The organism is Aeromonas sp. QDB11, assembly GCF_027705265.1.
Classification (GTDB): Bacteria; Pseudomonadota; Gammaproteobacteria; order Enterobacterales; family Aeromonadaceae; genus Aeromonas; species Aeromonas allosaccharophila.
Genome location: NZ_JAPDBM010000033.1, coordinates 12843 through 38935 on the forward strand (window position 1 = coordinate 12843; position 26093 = coordinate 38935).

25 protein-coding genes and 2 pseudogenes are annotated in these 26093 nt (G+C 58.8%); 14 read left to right on the forward strand and 13 right to left on the reverse strand.

From position 1 onward, the window contains the following. Positions 1–31 precede the first annotated feature (31 nt). Positions 32–766, forward strand: coding sequence for a substrate-binding periplasmic protein (locus OKC40_RS12470; RefSeq protein WP_182938294.1), 735 nt, complete (start codon positions 32–34; stop codon positions 764–766). On the opposite strand, the gene rarD is transcribed toward OKC40_RS12470, so the two are convergent. Continuing rightward, positions 748–1638: an EamA family transporter RarD gene (gene rarD / locus OKC40_RS12475; RefSeq protein ID WP_182938293.1), complete on the reverse strand. Its 891-nt coding sequence runs from the start codon at positions 1636–1638 to the stop codon at positions 748–750. The two genes, OKC40_RS12470 and rarD, sit on opposite strands and share 19 nt — an antisense overlap. 99 nt (positions 1639–1737) lie before the next feature. Between rarD and OKC40_RS12480 the strand changes: the two genes are divergently transcribed. Further along, the gene (locus tag OKC40_RS12480) at positions 1738–2325 is read left to right on the forward strand and encodes a uracil-DNA glycosylase family protein (RefSeq protein ID WP_182938292.1); all 588 of its coding nucleotides are present in this window, start codon (positions 1738–1740) and stop codon (positions 2323–2325) included. A gap of 4 nt (positions 2326–2329) precedes the next feature. Here the strand turns inward: OKC40_RS12480 and OKC40_RS12485 are convergent, their stop codons facing one another. Further along, entirely contained in the window at positions 2330–3187 is an 858-nt protein-coding gene (locus OKC40_RS12485; RefSeq protein WP_182938291.1) for a DMT family transporter, read from the reverse strand. Positions 3188–3278: 91 nt separating this feature from the next. Between OKC40_RS12485 and OKC40_RS12490 the strand changes: the two genes are divergently transcribed. Next, positions 3279–4169, forward strand: a complete 891-nt coding sequence (locus tag OKC40_RS12490) for a LysR substrate-binding domain-containing protein (RefSeq protein WP_042656430.1) — start codon at positions 3279–3281, stop codon at positions 4167–4169. Positions 4170–4302: 133 nt separating this feature from the next. Here the strand turns inward: OKC40_RS12490 and znuB are convergent, their stop codons facing one another. Both znuB and znuC read right to left on the reverse strand, forming a co-directional pair. Continuing rightward, positions 4303–5082: a zinc ABC transporter permease subunit ZnuB gene (znuB, locus tag OKC40_RS12495; RefSeq protein ID WP_182938290.1), complete on the reverse strand. Its 780-nt coding sequence runs from the start codon at positions 5080–5082 to the stop codon at positions 4303–4305. Between the two features lie 21 nt (positions 5083–5103). Further along, entirely contained in the window at positions 5104–5880 is a 777-nt protein-coding gene (gene znuC, locus OKC40_RS12500) for a zinc ABC transporter ATP-binding protein ZnuC (RefSeq protein ID WP_182938289.1), read from the reverse strand. A gap of 93 nt (positions 5881–5973) precedes the next feature. Between znuC and znuA the strand changes: the two genes are divergently transcribed. Continuing rightward, complete coding sequence (gene znuA / locus OKC40_RS12505; protein ID WP_182938288.1) at positions 5974–6918, forward strand: zinc ABC transporter substrate-binding protein ZnuA; 945 nt, start codon at positions 5974–5976, stop codon at positions 6916–6918. 67 nt (positions 6919–6985) lie between these two features. Next, positions 6986–7660, forward strand: coding sequence for a transglutaminase-like cysteine peptidase (locus tag OKC40_RS12510; RefSeq protein ID WP_182938287.1), 675 nt, complete (start codon positions 6986–6988; stop codon positions 7658–7660). Here the strand turns inward: OKC40_RS12510 and OKC40_RS12515 are convergent. From OKC40_RS12515 to OKC40_RS12530, 4 genes and pseudogenes are all read right to left on the reverse strand, one after another. Then, positions 7655–8596 carry a TAXI family TRAP transporter solute-binding subunit gene (locus OKC40_RS12515; RefSeq protein WP_182938286.1) on the reverse strand — a complete coding sequence of 314 codons (942 nt, stop codon included), beginning with the start codon at positions 8594–8596 and terminating at the stop codon, positions 7655–7657. The genes OKC40_RS12510 and OKC40_RS12515 overlap by 6 nt on opposite strands. Continuing rightward, positions 8593–9393: pseudogene (locus OKC40_RS12520) on the reverse strand (hypothetical protein); the annotation flags it as partial. The gene OKC40_RS12515 and the pseudogene OKC40_RS12520, both read right to left, overlap by 4 nt. Positions 9394–9403: 10 nt before the next feature. Beyond that, positions 9404–10834, reverse strand: coding sequence for an IS4-like element ISAeme22 family transposase (locus OKC40_RS12525; RefSeq protein ID WP_270795387.1), 1431 nt, complete (start codon positions 10832–10834; stop codon positions 9404–9406). Between the two features lie 96 nt (positions 10835–10930). Next, positions 10931–11434, reverse strand: a pseudogene (locus OKC40_RS12530) (LapD/MoxY N-terminal periplasmic domain-containing protein); the annotation flags it as partial. Positions 11435–11694: 260 nt separating this feature from the next. Here OKC40_RS12530 and mepM point away from each other — a divergent pair. Beyond that, the gene (gene mepM, locus OKC40_RS12535) at positions 11695–13032 is read left to right on the forward strand and encodes a murein DD-endopeptidase MepM (RefSeq protein WP_270795389.1); all 1338 of its coding nucleotides are present in this window, start codon (positions 11695–11697) and stop codon (positions 13030–13032) included. A gap of 72 nt (positions 13033–13104) precedes the next feature. Here mepM and OKC40_RS12540 read toward each other — a convergent pair whose 3' ends face one another. Then, positions 13105–14049, reverse strand: coding sequence for a D-2-hydroxyacid dehydrogenase (locus OKC40_RS12540; RefSeq protein ID WP_139406324.1), 945 nt, complete (start codon positions 14047–14049; stop codon positions 13105–13107). 162 nt (positions 14050–14211) lie between these two features. Here OKC40_RS12540 and OKC40_RS12545 point away from each other — a divergent pair, with 162 nt between their 5' ends. Further along, a complete protein-coding gene (locus OKC40_RS12545; protein ID WP_270795391.1) occupies positions 14212–14793 on the forward strand; it encodes a YjaG family protein in 582 nt (193 codons plus the stop codon). Positions 14794–14864: 71 nt separating this feature from the next. Here the strand turns inward: OKC40_RS12545 and OKC40_RS12550 are convergent, their stop codons facing one another. After that, the gene (locus OKC40_RS12550; protein WP_013723454.1) at positions 14865–15344 is read right to left on the reverse strand and encodes a MarR family winged helix-turn-helix transcriptional regulator; all 480 of its coding nucleotides are present in this window, start codon (positions 15342–15344) and stop codon (positions 14865–14867) included. A gap of 163 nt (positions 15345–15507) precedes the next feature. Between OKC40_RS12550 and OKC40_RS12555 the strand changes: the two genes are divergently transcribed. Both OKC40_RS12555 and OKC40_RS12560 read left to right on the forward strand, forming a co-directional pair. Further along, entirely contained in the window at positions 15508–16035 is a 528-nt protein-coding gene (locus OKC40_RS12555; RefSeq protein WP_042062940.1) for a hypothetical protein, read from the forward strand. 9 nt (positions 16036–16044) lie between these two features. Further along, positions 16045–17643, forward strand: a complete 1599-nt coding sequence (locus tag OKC40_RS12560; protein ID WP_182932964.1) for a BCCT family transporter — start codon at positions 16045–16047, stop codon at positions 17641–17643. A 117-nt stretch (positions 17644–17760) separates the two neighbouring features. Here OKC40_RS12560 and OKC40_RS12565 read toward each other — a convergent pair whose 3' ends face one another. Then, positions 17761–18999 (reverse strand): multifunctional CCA addition/repair protein, encoded by a 1239-nt coding sequence (locus tag OKC40_RS12565; RefSeq protein ID WP_182938284.1) that lies wholly within the window; start codon positions 18997–18999, stop codon positions 17761–17763. A 237-nt stretch (positions 19000–19236) separates the two neighbouring features. On the opposite strand from OKC40_RS12565, the gene mutY reads away from it, so the two are divergent. The 3 genes from mutY to mltC all read left to right on the forward strand — a co-directional run bounded on the left by mutY (position 19237) and on the right by mltC (position 21793). Further along, positions 19237–20289 carry an A/G-specific adenine glycosylase gene (gene mutY / locus OKC40_RS12570; RefSeq protein ID WP_182938283.1) on the forward strand — a complete coding sequence of 351 codons (1053 nt, stop codon included), beginning with the start codon at positions 19237–19239 and terminating at the stop codon, positions 20287–20289. Positions 20290–20297: 8 nt separating this feature from the next. Beyond that, complete coding sequence (locus OKC40_RS12575; RefSeq protein ID WP_005335828.1) at positions 20298–20570, forward strand: oxidative damage protection protein; 273 nt, start codon at positions 20298–20300, stop codon at positions 20568–20570. A 119-nt stretch (positions 20571–20689) separates the two neighbouring features. After that, a complete protein-coding gene (gene mltC, locus OKC40_RS12580; RefSeq protein ID WP_111806250.1) occupies positions 20690–21793 on the forward strand; it encodes a membrane-bound lytic murein transglycosylase MltC in 1104 nt (367 codons plus the stop codon). An 85-nt stretch (positions 21794–21878) separates the two neighbouring features. On the opposite strand, the gene OKC40_RS12585 is transcribed toward mltC, so the two are convergent. Further along, a complete protein-coding gene (locus OKC40_RS12585; RefSeq protein ID WP_058052298.1) occupies positions 21879–22265 on the reverse strand; it encodes a YgiW/YdeI family stress tolerance OB fold protein in 387 nt (128 codons plus the stop codon). A 254-nt stretch (positions 22266–22519) separates the two neighbouring features. Between OKC40_RS12585 and OKC40_RS12590 the strand changes: the two genes are divergently transcribed. Both OKC40_RS12590 and ompA read left to right on the forward strand, forming a co-directional pair. Next, a complete protein-coding gene (locus OKC40_RS12590) occupies positions 22520–23545 on the forward strand; it encodes an SGNH/GDSL hydrolase family protein (RefSeq protein ID WP_182938282.1) in 1026 nt (341 codons plus the stop codon). Positions 23546–23812: 267 nt separating this feature from the next. After that, on the forward strand, positions 23813–24847 hold the full coding sequence (ompA, locus tag OKC40_RS12595; protein WP_182938281.1) for a porin OmpA: 1035 nt from the start codon (positions 23813–23815) through the stop codon (positions 24845–24847). 129 nt (positions 24848–24976) lie between these two features. Here the strand turns inward: ompA and OKC40_RS12600 are convergent, their stop codons facing one another. Continuing rightward, positions 24977–25999, reverse strand: a complete 1023-nt coding sequence (locus OKC40_RS12600; protein ID WP_042062951.1) for a GGDEF domain-containing protein — start codon at positions 25997–25999, stop codon at positions 24977–24979. Positions 26000–26093: the final 94 nt, after the last annotated feature.

The window sequence follows — 26093 nt, forward strand, 5'->3', positions numbered from 1 at the left end:
TGCCAAACTCAAAGCAGCTCAAGGAGGTGCAATGAGAGTCTGGTTCTGGTTGTGGTTACTGTTGTCGGTCCCGGCTCAGGGGGAGACGCTCCGTCTCTACGATTACCATCAGCATCCGCCCTTCAATACCGGTGGAGAGGCTGGGTTGAGCCACGAGCTCGTCAAGTATCTCAATGAAAAGCTGGGGGGGGAACCCAGGATCGAGCTCTGGCTGGTCAATCGCGCCCGGCTGGCGCTGGAGATGTCGGATCCCGACTTCGACGGTCTGGTGGTCTGGGTCAATCCCGCCTGGGTGGGAGATCCCCAACGCGAGCGCTATCTGTGGACCTTTCCGGTGATGCGCGACACCAACGAGCTGATCTCGAGCATCGACAAGTCGATCACCTATCGCGGGCCAGACTCTCTCAAGGGGCTGGTGTTTGGCGGGGTGGAGGGCTATCGCTATCAGGGGATCGATGAGGCGGCCGCCGGGGGGGAGCTGGTGCGCCACGATGCCAAGAAGGTGAAGATCAATCTGGATCTGCTGGTGCGCGGGCGCATCGATGTGACTCTGGTGCCCGGGTCGGCCCTCGCATTTTTCACCCATGTCCCGGCCTATGAGGGCAAGCTGTTTGTCTCGCCCTTTCCCCAATCCAGCTATACCCGCCATATTCTGGTGCCCAGATCCCGTGCCGATCTCCATGCTCGTCTCAACGATATCGCCGAGCAGATGGACCGGGATCCCCGCTGGCACCAGATACTGGAGTCCTATCGCGGTACGCCCTGAGGGCGGCGCTTGAGCCGGTGCAGCGGTAGCAGGCTCACCAGCAAGCCCGACCAGACGAAGGCGAAGCCGACCGTCTTGATGGGGTCCGGCGCCTCACCAAACCAGTAGATGGCGAGCAGGAAGGCGAGGCTGGGCTCGATATATTGCAGCAACCCCACCGTGCTCATCCGGGTTCTTGCCACCGCGTAGCAGAACAGCCCCACCGGCAGCAGGGTGGCGGGCGCACTGCCCATCAGCAGCAGCTTGTCGGCCAGATCCCCGTTCACGAATGCCCCTTCCCCGTGCCATGCCAGCGTGCCGATGATGATCAGCGCGACGGGCAGTTGCACCATGGCTTCCAGATAGAGGCTGGTGCCGGTGTCGTAGTGGATCTTCTTCTTGATAAGGCCGTAGCAGGCGAAGTTGGCCCCCATGATGAGGGAGAACCAGGGGAGCTGGCCGTAGCAGAACAGCATGTAGGCGAGCCCCGCCAGCGCCAGGGCGACCGCCAGATGTTTTTGCGGGGTGAGCCGCTCTTTGAGGAAGATGACGGCGAATACGATATTGAACAGCGGGGTCATAAAGAAGGCGAGGCTGGTGGTCAGCACCTGTCCGGTGGTGAGGCACCAGGTGAACATGCACCAGCTGATGGACATGACAGGGCCCGCCAGCAGAATGAGGCCGAGCTGGCGCGGCTCGCTGCGTAGTTGTGCCCAGGGCACCTTGTGGCCAAGCAGCAGAAACAGGACGCCCAGCAGCACCACAGACCAGAGCACCCGGTGGGAGATCAGCTCCCACATGTTGACCGCTGGCATGAATTGATAATAGAGCGGCAGCATCCCCCACAGGATGAAGGAGAGGGTCGCGGTGCCGGTACCTAGCCAGTTTTTCATTATTGTCCGTTTATTAAATTAAACACCCATGGCGATAGTAGGGGGCGCGCCTTGTTTCCACAAGAGGGAAAACAGGGAAATGCTGGTACTATCAACATCATGCAGCAAATCGATACGTTGTTTGAGCAAATCAGGGCCTGCCGTCTGTGCGAGGCTCATCTGCCGTTGGGGCCTCGTCCGGTGATCCGCGGGGCCGAGAGTGCCCGGCTGCTGATCATCGGTCAGGCGCCCGGCACCCGGGTGCATGCCAGCGGTATCCCGTGGGATGACCCCTCAGGTGACAGGCTGCGCCAGTGGCTCGGGGTCGATAAAGCCACCTTCTATGACGAATCCCGCATCGCCATCATGCCGATGGGGCTCTGCTATCCCGGCAGGGGAAAATCCGGCGATCTGCCGCCGCGCCCCGAATGTGCGCCCACCTGGCATGACAAGGTATTGATGCTGTTGCCCAATATCGAACTGACCCTGCTGATCGGCCAGTATGCGCAAGCCTACTACCTGCGGGGGGCGGCCAGGGGGTCACTCACCGAAACGGTGCGCAGCTGGGCCGACTATGGCCCCGGCTGGCTGCCGTTGCCGCACCCTTCACCGCGCAATACCCTCTGGCTCAGGAAGAATCCCTGGTTCGAGGATGAGATCGTCCCTCATCTCGAGCACAGGGTCGCCCCTTTGCTGGAACGACCCTGAGCGCTTAAACAGCCGGTTCTGCCAGCAGTTTGGGTTTGCTGCGGGCCATGGCAACCAGCGGCAAGATGATGCAGAGGCACCCCAGCAGCAGCGGCAGGCCCGGCTGCTCATCAAACAGCCACACCCCGATGGCCACCGCCATCAACAGGCCGGTGTACTCCGCCGAGGCGATCTTGCTCGCCTCCGCCTTGCGATAGGCCACCACGCACAATCCCGCATAGACCATGATCAGCGCCGAGGAGCCGAAGGCGGGCCACCACATCTGCCACTGCCAGTCGCCCCCTTCCCACAATGCCAGCGCCAGAATGAAGGGCATGCTCAGCACGTTGGTGAAAAACAGGGTCTGGGCGATGGGTTGTTTGAGCGGGATCCGCTTGATCAGCAGGTTGTTGAGCGCCATCGACAGCGCCACCCCGAGCGCCGCCAGTGCAGCCCAGTTCACCTCGGTCGGGCGCAGCACGATCAGCACCCCGATAAAGCCGAGCAGTGCGGTCAGTACCTTCTGGCGCGAGATCGCTTCCCCTGCCATCCACACCGCTAGCGGCACCATCATCAGCGGTGCGGCATAGAAGAGGGCATTGGCGGTGGCGAGCGGCAAGCGGGTGAGAGCGACCACCATCAGGCAGACACCGACCGCCCAGATATGAGCCCGCAGCAGGTGCCACTTGATGGCCACCGGCGGGTTGCGGCGCAATGACCAGAGCAGCCAGGGCATCAGCAGAATGGCGGCCGAGAGCTGGCGAAAAAAGACAAACTGGAAGATGGGCTGATCCGGCTCCAGTACCTTGACCAGTGCATCGGAAAAGACCGCCACCATGTTGCCCAGCACCAGATAAAGGATGCCGATCCCTACTGCATTCATACCACCTCCCATTTCAGATGAGGGGAGGGTAGCGCGGGGGCCGTTATCCAGTAAAATGATAAAAAATGACCACCCATGAGATATTTAGATAATGAAGCTGCCACCTCTTCGTGCCGTGCAATATTTTGAAGTGGTCGCCCGGCTGCTCAGCTTCTCCCGCGCAGCCCTTGAATTGAACGTCAGTCAGAGTGCGGTTAGCCACCAGATCCGCCTGCTGGAGGATTTTCTTGGTGAGCGCTTGCTGCTGCGTCAGGGGCGGCTGCTCTCGCTGACGCCGCAGGGGGAGAGCTACTTCGAGGGGATTGCCGCCGGGCTCAGCCAGATTGCCCAGAGCAGCGAGCAACTGCGCGGTGGTGGCGAGATGCGAGTCCGGCTCGCGGTCTACAGCTCGTTTGCGGTGAAGTGGCTGATCCCGCGGTTGGCCGGATTGCGCCAGCTCTACCCCGAGCTGGATTTGAGTCTGGAGATGGTGGCGGAAGACCCCGAACTCTCCGATCGGGTGGCGGACTGCTTTATCACTGTGTCGCCCCACGGGCGTGGCTACTGTCACGATCTTATCTATCAGGAGCGGCTCTTTCCGGTCTGCAGCCGCCGTCTGTTGCAGCAGGTCAGTGGGGAGTGGCCTGAGGCCATCTGGCAGTTGCCATTGCTGTCGGTGCAGTCCATCTACAAGGCGCGGGGCGAGGATTGGCAGCGCTGGGCCAAGGCGGGTGGGCTGGTTATTCCGGACGAGGCGCGGATGCACCACTTCAGCCATGTGCTGCTGGCGATGGAGGCGGCGGCCTGGGATCAGGGGGTGGCGTTCGTGAATGACTACATGCTGCGGCCCGATGATCCCCAGCTGGTGGCCTTGCCGGTACACCAGCTGGAGACGGGGGATGCCTTCTACTTTACCTGCAAGCGCTCGCGGGCCCATGAGCCCGCCATCAGCCGGTTGCGCCAGTGGCTGATGATGGAGACACGCCAGAGCATGCCGCTGTAATTGCTCGGGTTATCAGGCTTTTTTGAACTGGCTCAGCACAAACAGGCTGGTGGCACAGACCACCACCGAGGGGCTGTTCTGGGGAGTGTCCTGATAGCGTTGAAGAAACCACCGCTATCAGGATACTTGAGGGTCAAGCGCGCTTGAATTGGCTCAGAACAAAAAGAGTGGTAGCACAGACGACGACCGAGGGGCCTGCCGGAGTGTCCTGATACCAGGAGAGGGTCAATCCACCCAGCACGGCGAGACAGCCGATCAGCGCAGCAAAGCCGGCCATTTGCTCCGGTGTCTGGCTGAAACGGCGGGCGGTGGCGGCGGGAATGATCAGCAGGGAGGTGATGATCAGCGCGCCGACAAACTTCATCGCCACGGCGATCACCAGCCCGATCAGCAGCATCAGCACGCAGCGCAGCACATCGACCCGGATCCCCTCTACCCGCGCCAGCTCTTCCGAGATGGTCATGGAGAGCAGGGGATCCCACAGCCGCCACAGGGTGAGCAGCACCAGCGCGCCACCGCCGTAGATCCAGAGCAGATCCATCGGTTGGACCGAGAGCAGGTCACCAAACAGGTAGGCCATCAGATCCACCCGCACGTTATCCATAAAACTCAAGGTGACCAGACCGAGGGACAGGGCGCTGTGGGCCAGAATGCCGAGCAGGGTATCGGTCGCGACCTGCTGGTTGCGACTCATAATCACCAGCAGCATCGCCATGGCGAGGCAGCAGACTACCACCGCCAGAGTGAGATCGACCTGCAGCAGGATGCCCAGTGCGATGCCGAACAGACAGGCATGGGAGAGGGTGTCGCCAAAATAGGCCATCTTGCGCCATACCACGAAGCTGCCGAGGGGGCCGGCCAGCATGGCGATGCCGAGACCGGCTGCGAGGGCGTATAACAGAAAGCTGTCCACTTGAATGTCCTGTTGCTTGCGCTATTTGCTGTGAGCGTTGTTGCGAGAAGGCAGGCGGATGACGGGAGCCTGCGGTTCATGATGATGGTGTTCGCCGTCGCAGTGGTGATGGTGGGTATAGACCGCCAGCACCTCCTGCTCCGGTCGCCCGAACAGACGGGCAAATTCGGGGTGGCGCGCCACGCTCTCCGGCTCGCCATGACAGCAGACATGGCGATTGAGGCAGATCACCTCGTGGGTGCTGGCCATCACCAGATGCAGGTCGTGGGAGACCATCAGCACGGCGCAGTTAAATTCGGCAGCGAGCTTGCCGATCAGGGCATAAAGCTCGATCTGGCCGTTGATATCCACACCCTGCACCGGTTCATCCAGCACCAGCAGTTCGGGTTTGACCAGCAGAGCGCGGGCCAGCAGTACCCGCTGCATCTCGCCACCGGAGAGTTTTTGCATCCGGTTCTCAAGCAATCCTTCTGCGCCCACCCGGGCCAGCGCTTCCTCGATGGAGAGGCGGCTGTTTTTGCCCAGTTGCAGGAAGCGGCGCACCGTCAGCGGCAGGGTGGGATCCAGATAGAGGCGCTGGGGCACATAGCCGACCCGCAGGTCGCGGTTGCGGGTGATCTTGCCCGAATCCGGCGTGAGCAGGCCGAGCACCAGCTTGCTCAGGGTGCTCTTGCCCGCCCCGTTGGGGCCGACTAGTGTGGTGATTTTGCCTTTATTGAGGGTAAAGGAGACCTTGTCGAGCACAGAGCGTCCATCAAACGAGAGAGAGACCTCTTTCAGCTCTACCAGTTGGCTCATGACAACTCCGGGGTTTACAGCCAGTGAGAGTTATAATATAACAAAAAGCGGCTGTTATATTATCACATACTCACCCCCTGACGAGATTCATCAATGAGAATTATTGCGCTTTTCACTGCCTTGCTGGCGGTGAGTTTGCCTGTTCGTGCCATTGAGGTGCTGACCACCATCAAGCCGCTTGGCTTCATCGCCGCGGCGATCACTGACGGGGTGAGCGAGCCCAAGGTATTGCTGCCGACCGGTGCCTCTCCCCACGATTTTTCCCTGCGTCCTTCCGATATTCGCAGCATCAACAGTGCTGGTCTGGTGGTGTGGGTCGGCCCCGAGCTGGAGGGCTTTATGGCCAAGCCGCTGGCCAACCATACCCATGCACTGACCCTGACTCAGGTTGAGGGGATGCCGCTGTTCAACTACGCGACTCAGGATAGCCATGACTCCCATGATCATGATGCGCACGATCATGACCACGCTGCCCACGAGCACGGTGACCATGATCATGATGAAGGCCATGAGGGGCATCATCACGAAGGGGTCGACCCCCACATCTGGCTTGGCCCTACGCAGGCCAAGGTGATTGCCAAGGCGATCGCAAGCGAATTGGGCAAGCTGGATCCGGCTAATCAGGCTCGCTATGACGCCAACCTCGCGGCATTTGATGCCAAGGTGGATGCCAAGGACAAGGTGATTGCCGGCCAGATGAAGGCGGTGAACCAGAAGGGGTATTTTGTCTTCCACGAGGCGTATGGCTACTGGGAGCGCCACTACGGCATGAGTTCAAAAGGTCACTTCACCGTGAGCCCTGAGCGTCGCCCTGGCGCCAAGACGCTGGTGGATATTCGCAAGGCACTGGAAGAGAAGCAGGCGAGCTGCATTTATGCCGAGCCGCAATTCTCACCGGCAGTGATCGAATCGGTGGCGCGCAATACCGGCGCCAAGGTGCTGTTGCTGGATGAGGTGGGTGAACAGGTGCCGCTCGGTCCGGATGGTTATCCCCAATTCATGCAGCAACTGGCTGACGCATTCGCCCAGTGTCGCTGATCACCGGCTGAGCCTCTCATCCGGACGGACTATACTGACCTCCAGCATCTGACATGGAGTGTCTGGTATGAAATGGTTGTTGATCCCGGCCTGCACCCTGGCGCTATGTTGCGCCAGGGTGCAGGCATCGCGTCTTTCCGAGTACATTGCCAGTCCGGAGCTGCGGGCCAAGCTGCAGGAAGTGTATGGTGGCCGCGCCATTCAGCGGGCCGAGGCATTCTCTCGCCTGCTGGCCCCCAGAGCGGGCACTACCGACCAGCAGAAGATCGAGCTGGTGAACAACTACTTCAACAATCTGACCTACAGCGAGGATCCCCGGTTGTGGGGGGATGAGGATTATTGGGCCAATCCGCTGGAGTTCATCGGTGCCCGCGGGGGGGATTGCGAGGATTACAGCATCGCCAAGTACTACACCCTGATGGAGCTGGGGGTGGATGAGAAGAGGCTGCGGCTGGCTTATGTCAAGGCAGTCAAATACAACCAGTTTCACATGGTTACGCTCTACTTCCCGACCCCCAAATCTGACCCGCTGGTGCTCGACAACATCAATAGCCGGATCCTGCCCGGTAGCAAGCGTACCGATCTCATCCCCGTTTACAGCTTCGATGCCAAAAGCATCTGGATCATGAAGTCACGCCGGGAAGGGACGCTGGCGGGGAGTGCCGATCGGTTGGCGCAGTGGACATCGATGAAGACCCGTTTCTCCAGCGAGCAACTGCGCTCTCCCCGTCGTCAGCTATAGCTTGCCCGCCGCTTTCAACTCCTCAAAATATTTCGCCGCGCCCGGATGCTGTTCAATGCTCAGCACCGGGCCGGTTTTATTGCGTGCCCGGTGAAACATATTGGCGTAGCCATAAGTCTGTTCATTGAACTTGGTCTGCTGGGTCAGCATGGCCTTGGTCAGGTTATAGACAGACGTATCCGGCATGGCGGCATTGGTGACCAGGGTGGCGGCGATGGCAAAGGTTGGCGTCGCTTTCAGATTGCCAGGGTAGATGCGGGCGGGCACCTGACTGCGCTGGTAGTAACTGACACCCTTGAGCAACTGATCCCGGGTGGCTCCCTCTATGGCAAGAAAGCTGACGGGGCAGCGCTTGGCAGTATCCAGCACGATCCGGTTAGGGTGCCCCATCACCAGTGCAAATGCGTCGATCTGCTTGCTGCAGAGCGCATCCGGCAAGTTGGCCATGCTCTTCAGGTCGAGGTCCTGCTCTTTCGCTCCCAAGATGTTGAACAGGGCCAGCGCCGTCTGGCGGGTTCCCGAGCTCTTCAGCCCCATGTCGATGGGGGCGAGCTTGAGCTGTTCCAGTGAGGTGATATCGCCATCGGCACGGATCACTATGGTGAAGGGCTCGGCATGGGTGGCAAACAGGGCGCGCAGCTCAGGTTGCGGCTGCGTGGCAAAAGGGCCCAAGCCCTTGCTGGCCTGATACAGCCAGTCCGATTGCACCATGGCGTAGGAGGCCTCGCCGCTCTTCAGTCGCTGCAGGTTTTCTATTGAACCCGATGTGGCTTGTAGCTTGCACTCAAGTTGTTCATCGACCTCGTGGGCCAGCCGGCAAAACTCTTTGGTTATCTGGTGGTAAATTCCCTGCTCACCACCGGTGGCGATAGTCACGGTTTCAGCCATCAGGCCGGGTTGCCACAGCAGGGGCAACAGTATGGCGAGCTTTTTCATGATTGCGCCTCCCTGGCATAACCATCGATACCCCAGGTCCGCAGTGTGTCGATGTCGCGGCACTCTCCCGATTCCGCCAGCAGGGTATAACCGGCGGCATGCATGGTCTGGGAGAGCAGATTCCAGTAGAGCGGCGCATCGGTCAGCTGGCAGCTGATAAAGATGGGGTTGAGCGGGTCAAGTTGATTGAAGGTATCTGCATTGAGGGGAATGGCGCTGAAGGCGAGCTCACACCCCTGTTCCTGTAGCGCGGCCAATGTGGACTGGCCGTGGGCGGGGAACGTGGCCACATCCCAGCGCCAATCCAGAGTCTTGCCGCGTCCCTGGCTCAGCAGGGGGGCGATCTCTGACCATTGCGGATGATTGAGCAGGGAGAGGGGCAGCAAGATCCCCTCAATATGGGAGTGCTGCCACTGTTGCAGAGCGGTCTGGATAGTCGCGAGATCGCTGTCTGCACCGAGGGGCTGGTTGGGCAAGAAGCGCTGATAGAGCGCGATATCCCCTTGAGTTGAGACAAATTTTTGCAGTTGCCCGCCTTCCGGTAACGGGCTTAGCCCTTGCAGCGGCAGCGGGTGGGTCAGTGGCAGCTGTTTGCCCAGCTGGGTGATCTTGAGCCGTTGTTGCAACAGATCCCGTTTGCGTTCGGAGACCAGTTGGTTGATGGAGATCGCCACCTCTTTGAGATCCTGCAACCAGGGGGTGGGCAGGGTGCTGTTGAACTGGTGTTTGCGGATCCGGATCAGTTGCAGGTTGATCTGCTCCAGAGGATGCAGCAGGCGTTTGCACACCAGGGAGACTGTCTCTTGATCAGATCTTGATCCCCTGCGCCATCAGATCCTTGGCAGCAAGAAAGCCATCCAGTTTACTTCGCAGGGCTTCCCAGCCTTCCCAGAGGGCGCCCCAGCTGGCAATTCCGGTTCGCTTGCTGTCCATAAAGCCCCCCAGTCTGGCTATCGCCATGTAGGCCCACTGCAAGCTCCCGGCGCGCTCTTTGCGCTTGCGTTTTCCCTTGTCCAGATAGCCCAGTAGCTGACATTCATCCGGGGTCAGCACCGTTTCTGCGGACTGGCTTTCTACGTGCTCCGCTTCTTTTAGCAGCCCTTGTGCCCTGAGCGCTTGCGGCAGGGTGAAGCTTTCTCTGAGCTGTAACAGCCTGACTGCAACAAACGAGAGGATCGAGACCATGCGCTCCAGATTATCCGGCTCCTCCATGCGTTGCCTCTCGGCTCCTGCTCCGGTTTTCCATGCCTTATGGAACTCCTCGATCCGCCAGCGATGGGTATAAATGTCGATGACGAGCAAGGCTTGGGCTAGCGACTCGACCGGTTCGCTGGTCAGCAACAACCATTTCAACGGGGTCTCACCCTTGGGCGAGTTAATCTCCTCGGCCAGCACCGCGTTGAGCGTGATATTCCCCTGTTTTAGCGTGATGCGCCCACTGCGCAGGCTCAAGCTCGCCTTGCGGGCTGGTCGATTTTTACGTTTACCGCGTTTATCCACCACGCCCTTTTGCGGGATGCTGATCTGATAGCCACCCAGCTCCGGTTGGTTTTTCAGATGGTCGTACAGATACAATCCGGAGCCAGTGTCCTTGCTCGGGTGCTTGGAGCGCACTACAAATCGCTCTTTATGTGTCAGTTTGTCCTGCAGATAAGCATGGATATCGGCTTCGCGGTCACAGACCGCAATCACGTTGCTCATCATGCTGCCCATGCGTAACCGGCTAGTTGCGGCCGCAGCCAGCCATTTGCCACTCTCCTTTTCATCCGCATCGGCAGGGTCATCCGGGCGCATCCACCACTCCTGATGCAGTAATCCTACGGTGCGGAATGTAGTGGCCTCGAGCAAGAGAACGGAGTGAACCCACCATCCGCGGGATTTATCTCCAATAGCACCCAGCTTGCCAAGCTCTTCGGCGACCTGGTGGCGATAACTCAAAGAAGTGGTGTCCTCGATGGCCAGCAGTTCGGGAAACGCCTGAGCCAACTTGACTGTTTGCATGGCGCCAGCCTTTCTGATCGCCTCGGCAGAGACGTTGGGATTGCGGATAAATCGGTAAGCGCCTTCCTGCATGGCTTCACAGCCCTCTGATGAGATGGTTATTGATTTTCCAGAACATTTTGCCAATTGAGCGGCGACGTTAACCAGACGGGTGGTACGGCGAGGATCACCCAGCGCCGCCGAAGAGAACACAGATTTAGCCCAGTCAGCCGCACGATGAAGAGCAGAAGTTATCATGATCGTTACCATGTTAGGAGGTCACATGGAAGATCAGATCCTGGAAAACGCGAAAGGTTCCGTTCAGACCGCTATTTGTGTATAAGAGTCAGCCAGGGAGATCACCAGGGTAAAGACCACCAGCCCCGCCAGTAGCGCCAGACCGGTGCGGCTGATGGCATTCCACAGATGCTGGTAGGCGTAACCGCTATGCCCCTCCAGTGTCAGGGTGCCCAGCATGCGCCAGCCATCGGTCAACTCTTGCTCAATTTTGACGGGCGGCATGCCGATAACCGAGGGAAGCCAGCCGGGGACATTCTGCTGGGTCGAGTGGAAGACCTTCTGAAACAGCAGCTGGCCATCGGGATCGATCAGGGTGACAGAGCTGACGAAGCCGCCATCAAACATGGCATTAACGATGGTCTCTGCCAGCACCTTGTCGTCATTTAACAAGGTTCCCTGCAAGACCAACCCAAGCGCTGTGATGGCGGTTTCCAGATTGGCTGACATCTGGTCGAGGATGGACTGGCGGACTGTCGTGACTTCCAGTGCGAACAGCAGCGCCGCACCTATCAGGAACAGGACGACAATTATTCTGATTAACAGTTTTGCTAACGACATATCCACTCCATGGAAAAGTTATCGCAACATTTTGGGTTTCTATTCAGAATCGAATCCGACCCGGTTCTTAAAAATAGGAAAAAATGGTTAAAAAAGACGATCATTTCTGCCCATCCGGGCGGGTTATGCATAAAATGTGGGGTTCATGCAGATTGCGATGAACTATTTGTAACTTTTTTTGTCCAACAAACAGTTTTATACGGTTTTGTCACAACTGACATCGCAACTCACACTCTTTAGATCTAAATACAGGATAGCGGATGAAACGTCTCCGTCCCTTGGTAGTACAGGCTGCCAATTGGGAACCACCGGTTCCCCGCAAACACTTTTATGCCATGCTGATGCTGACGGCCATGACCCTGTCAGCAGTGGCATTATTGCCAGCTCCGGGTGACATCCTCGAGCGGCCGCTGCGTCTTGAGTTGCCCATTGATACCGCCGGTACGGCAACCAACGGAAACAACACCGACTTTAACGAAATCCCCGATCACGAACTGGTTGATCAAAGTGCGCCGGATGACGACATCCCGGTTGACACCACCCCCCAGTGGCAGGATTACCGGGTTCGCAACGGCGAAAACCTGACCGCCATTTTTAACAATCTCGGTCTTTCCACCACCACCCTCTACAAGGTGCTGGACGCGGACAACAAGAACTATCTGGCGCGCCTCAAGCCGGGCCAGAATATCGAGCTGCTGATCGATCAGGACAACATCCTGCAGCAACTCAAGATCCGCCTGAACATCAAGCAGACGCTAGTGATGGCGCGCAGCGATGATGCCTATACCGCCTCCATGATCAATGAGAAGGTCGAGTGGCAACCGCAGCGTTACAACGGGGTGATCAACGGCAGCTTCTATGTCAGTGCCCGTAATGCGGGCATTCCGGCCAACCATATCCAGAAGATTGCCAACCTGTTCCAGTGGCGGATGAATTTCGCCAAGGATTTGCAGAAGGGCGACAAGTTCAAGGTGCTGGTCCGCCAGGAGACGGTGGAAGGCAAGAGCACCGGCAACAGCCAGCTGCTCGGCGTGGAAGTGATTAGCCAGGGCAAGAATGTGTCAGCCTGGCTGGCCGAAGATGGCAACTATTACGACGGTCAGGGCAACAGTCTGGAGCGCGGATTCCGCCGCTACCCGACTCACAGCCGCTACCGGATCAGCTCCAATTTCAACCCCGCGCGCAAGCATCCGGTGACCGGTGCGATCCGTCCCCACGAAGGGACCGACTTCGCGGTACCGGTGGGCACGCCGGTGCTGGCGACCGGTGATGGTGTGGTCCAGAAGGCGACCAGCCACCCGCTGGCGGGCACCTATGTGGTTATCAAACATGGCCGCACCCTGGCGACCCGCTATCTGCACCTGAGCAAGCTGCTGGTCAAGCCGGGCCAACGGGTGAAGATGGGCGACAAGATCGGCCTCTCCGGCAACACCGGCCGATCGACCGGTGCCCACTTGCACTATGAGCTGCGGATCAACAACCGCCCGGTCAATGCCATGACCGCCAAGCTGCCGATGGCTGAACCCCTGAGCGGCAAGGAGCGTCGTCAGTTCCTCGCCAAGGTGAAGAGCTATCGCAAGGAGCTGGCCGCGGGTTGATACCTGTCATCACTGCCTGAAATGAAAAGGCCCCGCCAGATTGGCGGGGCCTTTTTGCAGGCGCGGTGAGGGTCAGTACCCCTTGTCGAAGTCAATCTTGCCATCCAGTGGCTGGCCGTCGATAAAGCGGATGTAGTTGCGCACAAAGATCTGGGCCACATCCTCTGGGAAGCTGTAGGCGCTGTTGTGGGGGGTGACGATGAGGTTGGGTTGTCCCCACAGCGGACTGTCGGCGGGCAGCGGCTCCTGCTCGAACACATCCAGCACCGCCATCGCCAGCTTGCCGGTACGCAGCGCGGTGAGCAGATCGCCCGAGTGCACGGCGCTGCCGCGGCCAACATTGAACAGGATGGCGCCCGGTTTGCAGTGTTCGAAGCGCGCGGCATTGAACAGATGACGGGTATCGCGAGTGGCTGGCAGCACGCTGACGATGACATCGGCCTGCGCCAGCATCTTGTTGAGCGCCGGCAGCTGATAAACCTGATCAAACCCGGCCCGCTCCCGACCGCTGCGGCTGATGCCCAGCACCTTCATGCCAAAATGTTTGCCGGTCTGGGCGATATGCTGGCCAATGCTGCCGGTCCCCAGGATCAGCATGGTGCGCCCTTTGAGGCCCTGATAGGGGTGGCTCTGCCACAGCCGCTGCTTCTGCTGCTCCCGATAAAGAGGAATTTGGCGCATCAGGCTGAGCAGATGACCAAAGACATACTCGCTCATCAGCGGGCCGAAGATACCGCGCACATTGGTGAGCTGATAGTCGCGGCGACTGTCAGGGTCGAGCAGCACATCGACTCCCGCATAGGTGGACTGGAACCAGCTCAGCTTGTTGGCTTTGGGCAGCAGCGGTTTGGCACGGGCCGGTTCGGCCATCAGAATATGGGCTTCGCCAATCAGTTTTTCGGCATCGGCCGGATTATCGGCCCGCAGAATGCGCAGATGGGGGAGGTTGGCGGCCTTGAGCAGCCGTTCGTAGTGAGCATTATCCTGGCTGAGCAAAAGAAGGGTACGTTGGCTCATACTCTTGTTCCTTATCAGAATTTGCGGCGCAACAAGATGCCGCTCTCGTCCCATCTTACCTGACTTCATCTCGCAACATAGCCGACCAGGGCGCTTTTTCGTTTTCGCCGCGCCCCTCGTGGGCTACAATCTGCCCCACATTTTGCAAAGGATCCGACTCCAGTGTTTGGTGACAAGTTTTATAAGCGACTGGCCGAGCTACAGCCTTGGCAACAGACCGTCTACACCCTGGCGCTGGCAGAGCGCATGTACCCCAACTATGCCCTGTTCTGTCAGGCCTCCGGCTTTGGCAATGCAAGCGCCTTCCGGCATGCGCTGGATCAGCTGTGGGTCTACCTCACCGTCAAGGGATCCCGGGTCAATCTGGGTGCCATTCTCGAAGAGTTCGAGTCTCACATTCCGGATCCCCGCAAGTTTGAATCCTACGGCGCCTATCCCGCGCTGGATGCCTGCGTTGCGCTGGGCTGCGCCTACAACTCGGTGATCTGCCGGGTTGGCGAAGAGGCCAACGATGCCAGCCATGCATCAGTCGGTACCGTGGCCGCTTTTATCGAGCTGCTGGAAGAGCGGGATCTGACCGAAGAGGAGCTCTACGAGCACGAGTACATGGAAGCCGAGCTGGAGTTCCAGGTCGAACTGCTCAAGCGGGTTGCCCATGAGCGCGACAGCGATCGTATCCTGGCTATCAGAACATTCGCCTGCCAGGATGGCGTCTCCAATATCGGGATCAGCCTGGAAGAGTAATTCTCTCCAGCTCCTGATAGACAAAAGCTCCCGTTCGGGAGCTTTTTTTATGCCTGAAATTGTTCAGCAGCTTATGCCTGCTCTTCGGTGAGGGGTCTGACACTCAGCACCGGGGCTGCGTCGATTTCATCGGCATTCATCATGGAGGAGATGCGTTGCAGGGAGGAGAGCAGCAGGGTCTGTTCCCACGCTTCCAGCGCCTGAAAACGCTGGATGAAGCGTTCTTGCAGCGGGGTGGGGGCTTGGGCCAGCAGGGCGCGGCCTGCGTCAGTCAGTGTCGCGTGAACCTTGCGCTTGTCGGTATTGCTGCGAACGCGCTGCACCAGTTGGCGGCTCTCCAATCGGTCCATGATGGTGGTGGCGGTGGCCTGGCTCATGTTGGTGTGATCGGCCAGCTGGCGCATGGAGATCTGTCCCAGCTCGTCGATCCCTTTGAGCAGCAAGAGTTGCGGGGAGGTGAGCCCGGCTTCTTTGATCAGGCGCCTGGAGTGCATGTCGATGGCACGAATAATCTGGCGCAGAGCGACCAGCACTTCATCATGTTTTTCCATGGGGTGTGCGTCATTGGAGGGCTATGGAGAGGCGCAAAATTTTCCGCCTAATTCGTCACAAGGTCAATATGGTTTTTGCTGTAATCATTTCTGCTCTAATTAATTTTGTGTTAGGTTGTCGGGCATTTCACGGAATTCACCCTGACATTTGAGGAGCGAAATGATGAACAACGAGCTGGATATCAAGTCTCTGGTAGCCGAGTTACGTGTGGTCAGAGTGCGCTACGAACTGCCTGATACCTCGGCGTTTGTGCGTTATCAGCCTGCCTACGAAGAGGACCCCAATACCCTCAAGGTGCACCACTATGATGGTGAATTACCCCTCTCGTGCAGTGAGACAGGTACTTTCAACCTAAAGGAGTTGGTGAATGAATTGCGCTACGCCTATGTGCTGGTTCACCTCTTTCCTGATGAAAGTGCCATGAACTTCTATCTGACCGGCCTCGATACCGGCCTGGCCCAGCTGGAGTTCATCGGCGGCTCTTACGATTTCAACCGGCTCTGGATCACCAGCGGTGTCTCCAATCTGGGTGTCCCCATGGCCATCTTCCTTGGCAAGCGTCACGCCGTGAACGGCCAGCCCTCGGTTTCGCTGGTGGATCACCGCGAACAGGCAGCCGGCAAACTGGTCTATCGCGCCATCGGCGGTGCCGGTGATCATGTGGGCGAAGACTTTTTCAACAACGACTAAGGAGGCTGGATGCGAGCAAGCAAAGGGCTATTGAAAGGCCTCAACCCCACCATGGCCATGACGGCCCTCACCGTGATCACCCTGTTTTTGCTGTTTGGCGTATTTGTTCCCGATACCGCGGCCGCCTGGTTTGTCGGTGCCAAGGATCAGATCATTGCCGGGTTCAAGTGGTACTACATTCTGGTCGTTGCCCTGTTCCTGTTCTTCGCTGTCTACCTGATGTTCAGCCGTTTTGGCAGCATCCGACTGGGTGACGACGACCAGGTACCGGAGTTCGGCTACTTCGCCTGGTTCTCCATGCTTTTTAGCGCGGGCATGGGTATCGGTCTGGTGTTCTGGAGCATCGCCGAGCCGATGAACCATCTGCAGGGCAATCCGTTCATTACCGAAGGGATGACCCCGGAAGCAGCCCAGATCGCCATGCGCCTCACCTTCTTCCACTGGGGTCTGCACCCCTGGGCCATCTATGTGATCGTCGGCCTGTCGCTGGCCTTCTTCAGTTATCGCCGCAAGTTGCCACTGGCGATCCGCTCTGTGCTTTACCCCATTCTCGGTGAGCGCATCTACGGCTTCTGGGGCCATGCCGCCGATGTGCTGGCAGTGTTCGGCACCGTGTTCGGGGTGGCGACTTCCCTTGGACTGGGTGTCTCCCAGATGAATACCGGCCTCAACCAGATGTTCGGTATGGACGTATCGCAGTCCAACCAGCTCTGGCTGATTGGTGGTATCAGCCTGATCGCCACCCTCTCGGCGGTCTCCGGGGTGGGGCGCGGGGTGAAGATCCTCTCCGAGCTCAATATCTGGCTGAGCGTGTTCGTGCTCGCACTCTTTCTGGTGCTGGGGCCGACCACCTATATCCTCAACGCCTATGTGCAGAACATCGGTGATTACCTGCAGAACATCGTCAAACTGAGCTTCTGGACCAACACCGAGGCCAACGGCACTTCGGCCTGGCAATCGAGCTGGACGGCGTTTTACTGGGGCTGGTGGATTGCCTGGGCGCCGTTTGTCGGCATGTTTATCGCCCGCATTTCCAAGGGGCGTACTATCCGCGAGTTTGTGCTTGGCGTGCTGCTGGTACCCTCGCTGCTCGGCATGTTCTGGCTCACCGTGTTTGGCGGCACGGCGATGAATCTGGAGCTGTTTGGCGGTGGCGGCGTGGTGGCGGCGGTCAATCAGGATGTGACGCTGGCGCTCTACAAGACGGTCGAGCTGCTGCACTGGGAGACCTTCGGCTGGATCGCCAAGGCCGTGCTGACCCTGCTCATCTGCACCTACTTCATCACCTCCAGTGATTCGGGCACGCTGGTTATCACCACCCTGCTCTCCATCGGGGATCAGGAGCCGCCGGTGCTGCACCGCGCCGTATGGGGTCTGGGGCAGGGGCTGGTTGCGGCCATCCTGCTGGTTTCCGGCGGCCTGGCAGCATTGCAGGCGGCCAGCATCATAGCGGCGCTACCGTTCTCGGTGATCATGCTGGCTATGTGCTATTCGCTGATGCTGGGGCTCAAGCAGGAGAGCCAGCGCCAGTTCGAGTATCGCCAGAACCTCAAGCGCCACGATGGCTCATCCCATATGAGCCTGATGGAGCGAATTGGTCCGGCATAACGGCACCAGCAGGGGTTAGCGCCTCTCATATATAAATCTGGATGCAAAACGGCCGCCCTGGCGATGCTCTCCTTGCGGAGCTCATCATCAGGGCGGCCGTCTGTTATGGGGCCGAGGTTACTCTTCGATAAAGGTCCACTCATCCTTGACCCGACTGATGGCGTCGGTCCGCTTTTTGGCCAGCTGCTCCTTGATCTCTTCTCCCTTGTAACCGGCCGCCACTATCTCTTTCACCGGCACCGCCTGGGCGGCAGCCAGCGCTTCGGCCACATAGTCCGGCTCGGCGTAGACCCGCTCCTCGAAACCGGTACGGCCGTGGAAGTCGGCGCGGCAGGCATCCAGCAACTGGGCAAAGCGCTCGGGGCGGCGCCAGGCATCGGCCTTGTCGAACACCTTGAGCAGGGTGGCTGGCTTGAGCTCAAAGGCGATGTGGATGTGGGTATGCAGATCGCTCACCAGCAGCGCCAGATCCCGGCACTCGTTGGGTACCCTGAACCGCTCGCACAGGGCGCGAATAAGCGGCAGCCCCTTCTGACCGTGGCCGTGATGGCTGGGCCAGAACTCCTTGGGGGTGATCCCCTTGCCGAGGTCGTGGCAGAGGGCGGCAAAGCGCACCGTCAGCTCGGGGGAGATCCGGCACGCCTGCTCCAGCACCATCAGGGTGTGGATGCCGGTGTCGATCTCCGGGTGCCACTTGGCCGGGGCGGGGACGCCAAACAGCGCATCAATTTCGGGGAAGAGCGCCTTGAGGGCGCCACACTGGCGCAGCACCTCGATAAAGATCTGCGGGGTTGGACCCAGCAGCACCTTCTCCAGCTCCTTCCAGACTCGCTCCGGGGTGAGGTGGCCCAGCTCGCCGGCGGCCGTCATCTCGCTCATCAGGGAGAGGGTTTGTGGCGCTATGGTAAAGCCCTGAGCGTGGAAGCGGGCGGCGAAGCGGGCGACCCGCAGGACGCGCAATGGGTCTTCGGCAAAGGCGGGGGAGACGTGGCGCAGCAGCCGCTTTTCCAAATCCTCGATGCCACCGTAGGGATCATGGAGCTCTCCCTGATCATCCTCGGCGATGGCGTTGATGGTGAGATCCCGGCGCAGCAGATCCTGTTCCAGCGTCACATCGGGGGCGGCGTGGCAGACAAAGCCAGTGTAGCCCTGACCCTGTTTGCGTTCGGTACGGGCGAGAGCATACTCCTGCTGGGTTTTGGGGTGAAGAAACACGGGAAAGTCGCGACCGACCTGGGTAAAACCCAGCGCCAGCATCTGCTCCACAGTGGCGCCGACCACCAGATGATCCCTGTCGCCTTGCGGCAATCCCAGCAGGCGATCCCGCACTGCGCCCCCAACCAGATAAGTCTGCAAACCGTCTCTCCCGTCATCAATCGTGGGGCCGAGTATATCGTCTTTGTTACCGCTTTGCTGCCTGACCACCACCTGGCCGCAGCGCTAGTCAGCGTGGCTTTGACTTGGGCGGGACGAGGCCTTACGCTGCCGCACCAGACAGCTGGCGCTGTGTTGCGTGATGGCGTTATGCCCGCGCTGGCCAGATGAGCCGAAGGAACCGCAGAGTTCCCCTTATATCAACGACATGAGAACAACGTGAATCAATCAACCTTCGCAAGCCGGGTTCTGGAGTGGTACGAGCTTCATGGCCGCAAAACCCTGCCCTGGCAGCAGGAGAAGACCCCTTACCGGGTCTGGGTCTCGGAGATCATGCTGCAGCAGACTCAGGTCGCTACCGTGATCCCCTATTACCAGCGTTTTATGGCACGCTTCCCCGATGTGGTGGCGCTGGCCGATGCCCCCGTCGACGAAGTGCTGCACCACTGGACCGGGCTTGGCTACTACGCCCGGGCTCGCAACTTGCACAAGGCGGCCCAGCAGATCCGCGATCATCACCACGGCCTCTTTCCCGAGCGCTTTGACGAGGTGATGGCGCTGCCGGGGATTGGTCGCTCAACCGCCGGGGCCGTGCTGTCGCTCTCCCTGGGTCAGCCTCACGCCATCCTTGATGGCAACGTGAAGCGGGTACTCACCCGCTGGCTGGCCTTGCCGGGCTGGCCCGGCCAAAAACAGGTGGAGAACGAGCTGTGGGAGATCGCCATCCGGCTCACCCCCAAGCTAGGTGTGGCGCAATACAATCAGGCGATGATGGATATCGGGGCGACAATCTGCACCCGCAGCAAGCCTGCCTGTGATCGCTGTCCGGTGCGGGCCGATTGCCAGGGGCTGTCGCAAGGCAACCCGACTGCCTACCCCAACAGCAAGCCCAAGAAGAGCATTCCGGCCCGCGATGGCATCATGCTGCTGATCCGCCATGGAGATGAGTTGCTGCTGGAGAAGCGGCCGCCGCAGGGGATCTGGGGTGGGCTCTACTGCTTCCCGCAGGTCGCCTCGCTGGCGGAGGTGGATGGTCTGCTGGCTTCCTTTGGTCTGAGTCATCACGGCTATCGGGAGCTGGCCGGTTTTCGCCATACCTTCAGCCACTTCCATCTCGATATCCAGCCGCTGCTGATTGACATTGATGAGGCGCAGCCGCTGCGGCTCATGGAAGCAGATAACCGACTCTGGTATAACTTACGCCATCCTGCCGAGGTGGGGCTGGCGGCCGCCACGGCCCGTCTGCTCGCCTATCCAGAGTTACAACCATAGAGGTCAACATGAGCCGTACTGTATTTTGCCAACGCCTGAAAAAAGAGGGCCCGGGTCTGGATTTCCAACTCTATCCCGGTGAGCTCGGCAAGCGGATTTTTGACAACATCAGCAAGGAAGCCTGGGCCGAGTGGCAGAAAAAGCAGGTGATGCTGATCAACGAGAAAAAGCTCAACATGATGAATCTTGAGCATCGCCAACTGCTGGAAAAAGAGATGGTCAGCTACCTGTTTGATGCGGGTGAAGTGCAGATCGAAGGTTACACCCCGCCTGCCCAGTAAGCTCTCCGGCTGTTGTTCGTGTGAACCGGAGCGGGCATGGCGCCACTGGCTGGCGTGATCGCTCCTGAAGTCGCAGCAAATGAATGATGGGCAGCTCTGCTGCCCGGTTTGAGGATCCTATGGGCCGAATTTTTTGGCTGCTGTGCACCCTGCTGTTTCTCTCTGCCTGCTCATCCTCCCCCAAGCCCAGCGGGAGTGAGGATGATGATCTGGTCAACGGCAAGGACATCCGCGGTTTTGAACACATGATCAGCGCACTCTCCCATAACGTGAACGAGATATGGGGGCGGGAGGCGCTGTTTGCGGGCAAGTTTGACTATGTCAAATATACGGATCAGTACAAGAGCCGTGCCCACATCGACTTCTCCAGCGGCCACATCATGGTGGAGACGGTCTCGGGCGTCGATCCGCGTGCGCATCTGCGTCGCGCCATCATCGAGACCCTGCTGACCCCGGATGATCCGGCCGAAGTGGATCTTTACTCCGATCGGGAAATCCTGACCGGCGGCGAGCCTTTCCTCTACGGTCAGGTGCTGGATAATCAGCGCCAGCCAATTCGCGCCTCCTGGCGCGCCGAACGCTATGCCGACTACCTGCTCAGCACGGCGATGAAGAAGCGTACCCTGGGTATTCGTACCATCTTCTTCGTCGATATTCCCATGGTGGCCAACCATGAAGACAGGCGGGGCTACAAGTATGCGGGGATCATCCGGGAAGCGTCGCGCAAATACGGCGTGCCGGAGAGCCTGATCTATGCGGTGATCAAGACCGAGAGCAGCTTCAACCCCTATGCGGTGAGCCATGCCAATGCTTATGGCCTGATGCAGGTGATCCCGGCTACTGCCGGTCGTGACGTCTATGTGCGGGTCAAGGGCAAGAACGGCCAGCCGACCCGGGAGGAGCTGTTCAATCCGGCCTACAACATCGATGTCGGTACCGCCTATCTGCACCTGTTGCAGACCGTCTATCTGGCGGATATCGAGGATCCGCGCTCCCGTCGCTATGCGGTGATCTCCGCCTACAACGGTGGTGCTGGCGGGGTGCTCAATACCTTCTCCAGCGATCGCAAGGCGGCGCCGGGCCGGATCAACCAGCTCTCCCCCGAGGCGGTCTATCAGGTGTTGACCGAGCAGCATCCCAAAGAGGAGGCGCGCCGTTATCTCTACAAGGTCAATCAGGCCGAGAAGGGGTTTAAAAGAACCTTTTCTGGCCGGGCCGGTTAAGCGGTGACGCTGCGTTAACCATGCAAAAGGGCGCTTGATAGCAAGCGCCCTTTTTGCGTCTGGCCAGTTCGTCGGTGAAGTGGCCTTATTTGGCGATAAAGCCACCCTTGCTCTGCGGAGCAGCGCCCACTTTCTCCAGGGTTTCCACTTCCACCTCGGTCTTGTTCCAGCTGTGGTCCACTTCACCACGGATGCGGATCAGATCGTCCGGGCCCACTTCGGTGCCGCGCCATACATCCTGATCCACTTCGACCTCCACTTCACCGCTGGCATCGCGGAACAGATAGTTCTCGCCGCCCAGATGCTTGACCAGTTTCCCTTCCAGCGTGGCCCAGCTGTCATCGGCCAGATCTTTCAGTTGAGCAACGGAGACCTTGTTCTGTTCCTGCGGGCCGGTGTAGGCCGCCATGGCAAAAGAGGAGACAGACATCAGGGTCAACAGTCCGATTACGCTTGCGCTTGCCTTGTTCATTTCATACTCCTGTCGTTGGTATGAGGGCATTGTGCCGCGCGGGGCGTGAAATAAGCGTGAAAGAAATAGGCAGTTGTGATTGTCTGTTTTGTGAGCGCAAGCGATTTCATCGGTGATGGAACATGTGTGATTTCATCTGGAACTGTAATCTGTCGCCTTCACCAGAAGTCAGTGGTGGCAGACTCTTCCCGTGCTTGCCGCCATTCGAGGGGAAGTCCGCAGGTCTCACCTGCTTCATCGAAGAGCATAACAATATGAAAAAATGGCTTGTTTGTTTATTGGGGTTAATGGCATTGACCGCGCAAGCGGCAGAGGGACGCCAGCCTTTTTCCCGGGTCGTGATGTTTGGTGACAGCCTCTCCGACACCGGCAAGATGTACAAGAAGATGCGGGGATATCTCCCCTCCAGCCCACCCTACTTCAACGGGCGCTTCAGCAATGGCCCGGTGTGGCTGGAGCAGTTGCGTGACCAGCATTTCCCCGGTCTGGTCGTGGCCAACGAGGCGGAAGGCGGCGCGACGGCGGTGGCCTATAACAAGCTGGGCTGGTTTAACAAGTGGGCATGGGATCCCAAGTATCAGGTGATCAATAACCTTGACTACGAGATCGATCAATTCCTGAAAAAGGACAAGTTCCGCCCCGATGACCTGGTGGTGATCTGGGTCGGTGCCAACGACTATCTGGCCTATGGCTGGAACACCGAGCGGGATGCGGATCGGGTGATCGATACTATCCGGCTGGCATCCAACCGGTTGGTGCTCAACGGCGCGCAGCAGATCCTGCTGTTCAACATCCCGGATCTGGGGCAGACCCCGTCGGCCCGCAGCATGAAGGTGGTGGAGAAGGTGCGCCATGTGGCCAGCTACCACAACCAGCGGCTGCAGAACCTCACCCGCGAGCTGGCCCCCCTCGGCATCGTGAAGCTGTTCGAAGTGGACAAGCAGTTTGACGAAATGGTGCGTGATCCCCAGCTGTTTGGCCTGAGCGACACCGAGCACGCCTGTTATGACGGTGGCTACATGTGGAAGCCCTTCTCCGGTAGCGCCGCCGAGGTTGCCCCGGCTCCGGCTTTGAGTCTGTCCGAGAGGGTGGCGATCGCCGGTAACCCGATCCTGGCGCAGGCGGTGGTGAGCCCACAGGCAAAACGTAGTACCGCAGCCCTCAACTGCAACGAGCATATGTTCTGGGATCAGGTGCATCCGACCAAAACCGTGCACACGGCACTGAGTCAGCGCGTGGCTGATTTTATTGACCGGAACTACGAGTTTGTTCGTCACTGATTCCTCAAAGGGGCCAGCATGCTGCTGGCCCCTGTCCTCCCCCGAGCCCTGATCAATGTGTCTTTTTGCGTCACACTTAGTTCAAATAACAAACATTCGTTGCTGTTTTTGTAACACACTTGCGTTACAGTGTTTTTTGTTAATTGATATCAGTGACTTGAAAATAGGCTAACGTTGATATGCTGCGATCGCTTTTGGGTGGTTGCACCTATAAGACGAGGTGATATCAATCAACCTCCTCCTACATAAAGTTGCAGAGGCTCAGACATGAAAAAAACATTGATTACCTTGCTGGTTACCGGCTTGCTGGCGGCCAATGCCCAGGCTGCCGGTCAGGACAACACCTGGTATGGCGGTGCCAAACTGGGTTGGTCCAACTTCTACGGCATTGATGAAAGCAACAATTTCACCATAGGTAATGAGACCAATGATGCTCTTGGGGCGGGCGTATTTGCCGGCTATCAGCTTAACAAGAATCTGGGTATCGAGTACGGCTTCGATTATCTTGGTAAATACAAATATGATGCCCGCTCCGCCACGGGCGCTGCGTTTCAAGATGAAGTTCAGGCTCAGCTAATCCATTTGTCTTTGAAGCTGGGCTTCCCTTTGACTGATAGCCTTGACCTGTATGGACGTGTCGGCGGCGGTTATGCGGCAGCGAACAGTGACCTGAAAGGGGGGGACGGCCGGTTCAACTTTGTCGGTGCTCTGGGGGCAGAGTATGCCTTTAATCGTGATTGGGCTGCTCGTCTTGAATATCAATACACCACCCCGTATGGCGACCGCGATGACACCGGCGTGAGAATGGATAACGGCCTGCTGTCGCTGGCGGCGGTTTATCGCTTTGGTCAGGTTGCTCCTGTGGCGCCCGCCCCGGCTCCGGAACCCGCTCCCGCGCCTGTGATGGTCGAGAAGCAGTTTACCCTGAGCTCCGACGTGCTGTTTGACTTCAACAAGGCGACCCTCAAGCCAGAAGCCAGTCAGGCGCTGGATAGCCTCTATACCCAGATCGAAGAGGCGCGACCCAAGGATGGCGTAGCAACCGTGATTGGTCACACCGACCGTATCGGTTCCGATGCCTACAACCAGAAGCTTTCCGAGCAGCGTGCCCAGACCGTCGCCAACTATCTGGTTGGTAAAGGGATCCCGGCCGCCAAGATCAATGTGGAAGGGCGTGGTAAATCCTCACCGGTTACCGGCGACAGCTGTGTCAGCAAGTCCAAGCGTGAGCTGATCGTCTGCCTGGCACCGGATCGTCGCGTTGAAGTGAAGGTGGAAGGGGTTGCCGAGGCTCAGCAATAATCTGCTGAACCAGCCTCTTGCGGGGTGGTGACAAGGCCGCCTTGTTGGTTGTGAAATGCAAAAAAGCCAGTCAGTTGATCTGACTGGCTTTTTCATTTCGCGGAGCAAGGCGTTATGAGGGTTGCAGTATCAGGACGGCAGCGGCATCACCCGGTTGCGGCCGAGCTCCTTGGCCTTGTAGAGCAGCTTGTCGGTACGTTCGACCAGACAGTCCGCGCTCTCCTGACCGTTGAATTCACCCACGCCAAACGAGGCGGTGATGTGGTCGATACGACGACCCGACTTGCGATCCAGAATCGACATCCGTTCGATGGCCCGGCGCATGCTTTCCGCCATCTGTCTGGCCAGTGCCAGAGCGCGATGGGGAACCAGCAGGGCGAACTCTTCTCCGCCGATCCGATAAGCGGTTACCCCCTCCTGACAGGCGTCACGCAGCCGTTTGCTGAAGGCTCGCAGTACCTGATCGCCGAGCAGATGGCCATATTCGTCGTTGAAGTTCTTGAAGCGATCGATATCGGTCAGGATCAGCGAGAAGGGGTGCTGGCTGCGGATCAGCCCTTCCAGCTCCAGATCGAAGGCGCGGCGGTTGAGCAGGCTGGTGAGGGCATCCTCGTTGGCCAGCTTGCGGGTCTCGTTGAGTGCCGCTCGCAGCTCCTTGATCTCTTTCTCGGCATTGCTGATTTGATTGCGAAAGTGCATGGTCGACATCCGCACGTCCCGCGATTCGCGCACCAGTTCCCGCAGGATCCCCATGGTGTCTTCTAGACTGAAGCCCTCATCATCGATGCGGCTGAGCTTGTCAAAACTCTTGTCGAGCATCTCCTGAAACATGCCGGTATCGGAGATGGCGTCCTGCATGGAGTGACCGAGCTCGTTGGCCATGGCGGCGAGGCTCAGTTTCATCGCCTCCATCTGCTTCTCATCCTGAGCGGCCAGATACTGGTGATAGAGCCGTTCGCAGGTGGTGAGCGAGCAGGTTCCCTGCAGCTTGACGGCCTGATCGATCGCCTGGTTGAGCTCGGGCATGCTGGCCGAGACATAGTTGTACCATAGATGGTAATTGTCCGGCGTCGTGGGGATCTGGTACTTGATCATCAAGGGTACCGCCTGCTTGAGATAGGCGGCAGATTGGGCAAACGTGTCCTTACTCATGAGTTCCGTGTCTCATCATGCCAGCGAACTGAAGATAGTATGACAGAGAGATTGGCCAAAAGGCAGCCGATGGATGCCATTCGCCCCCCCCTTC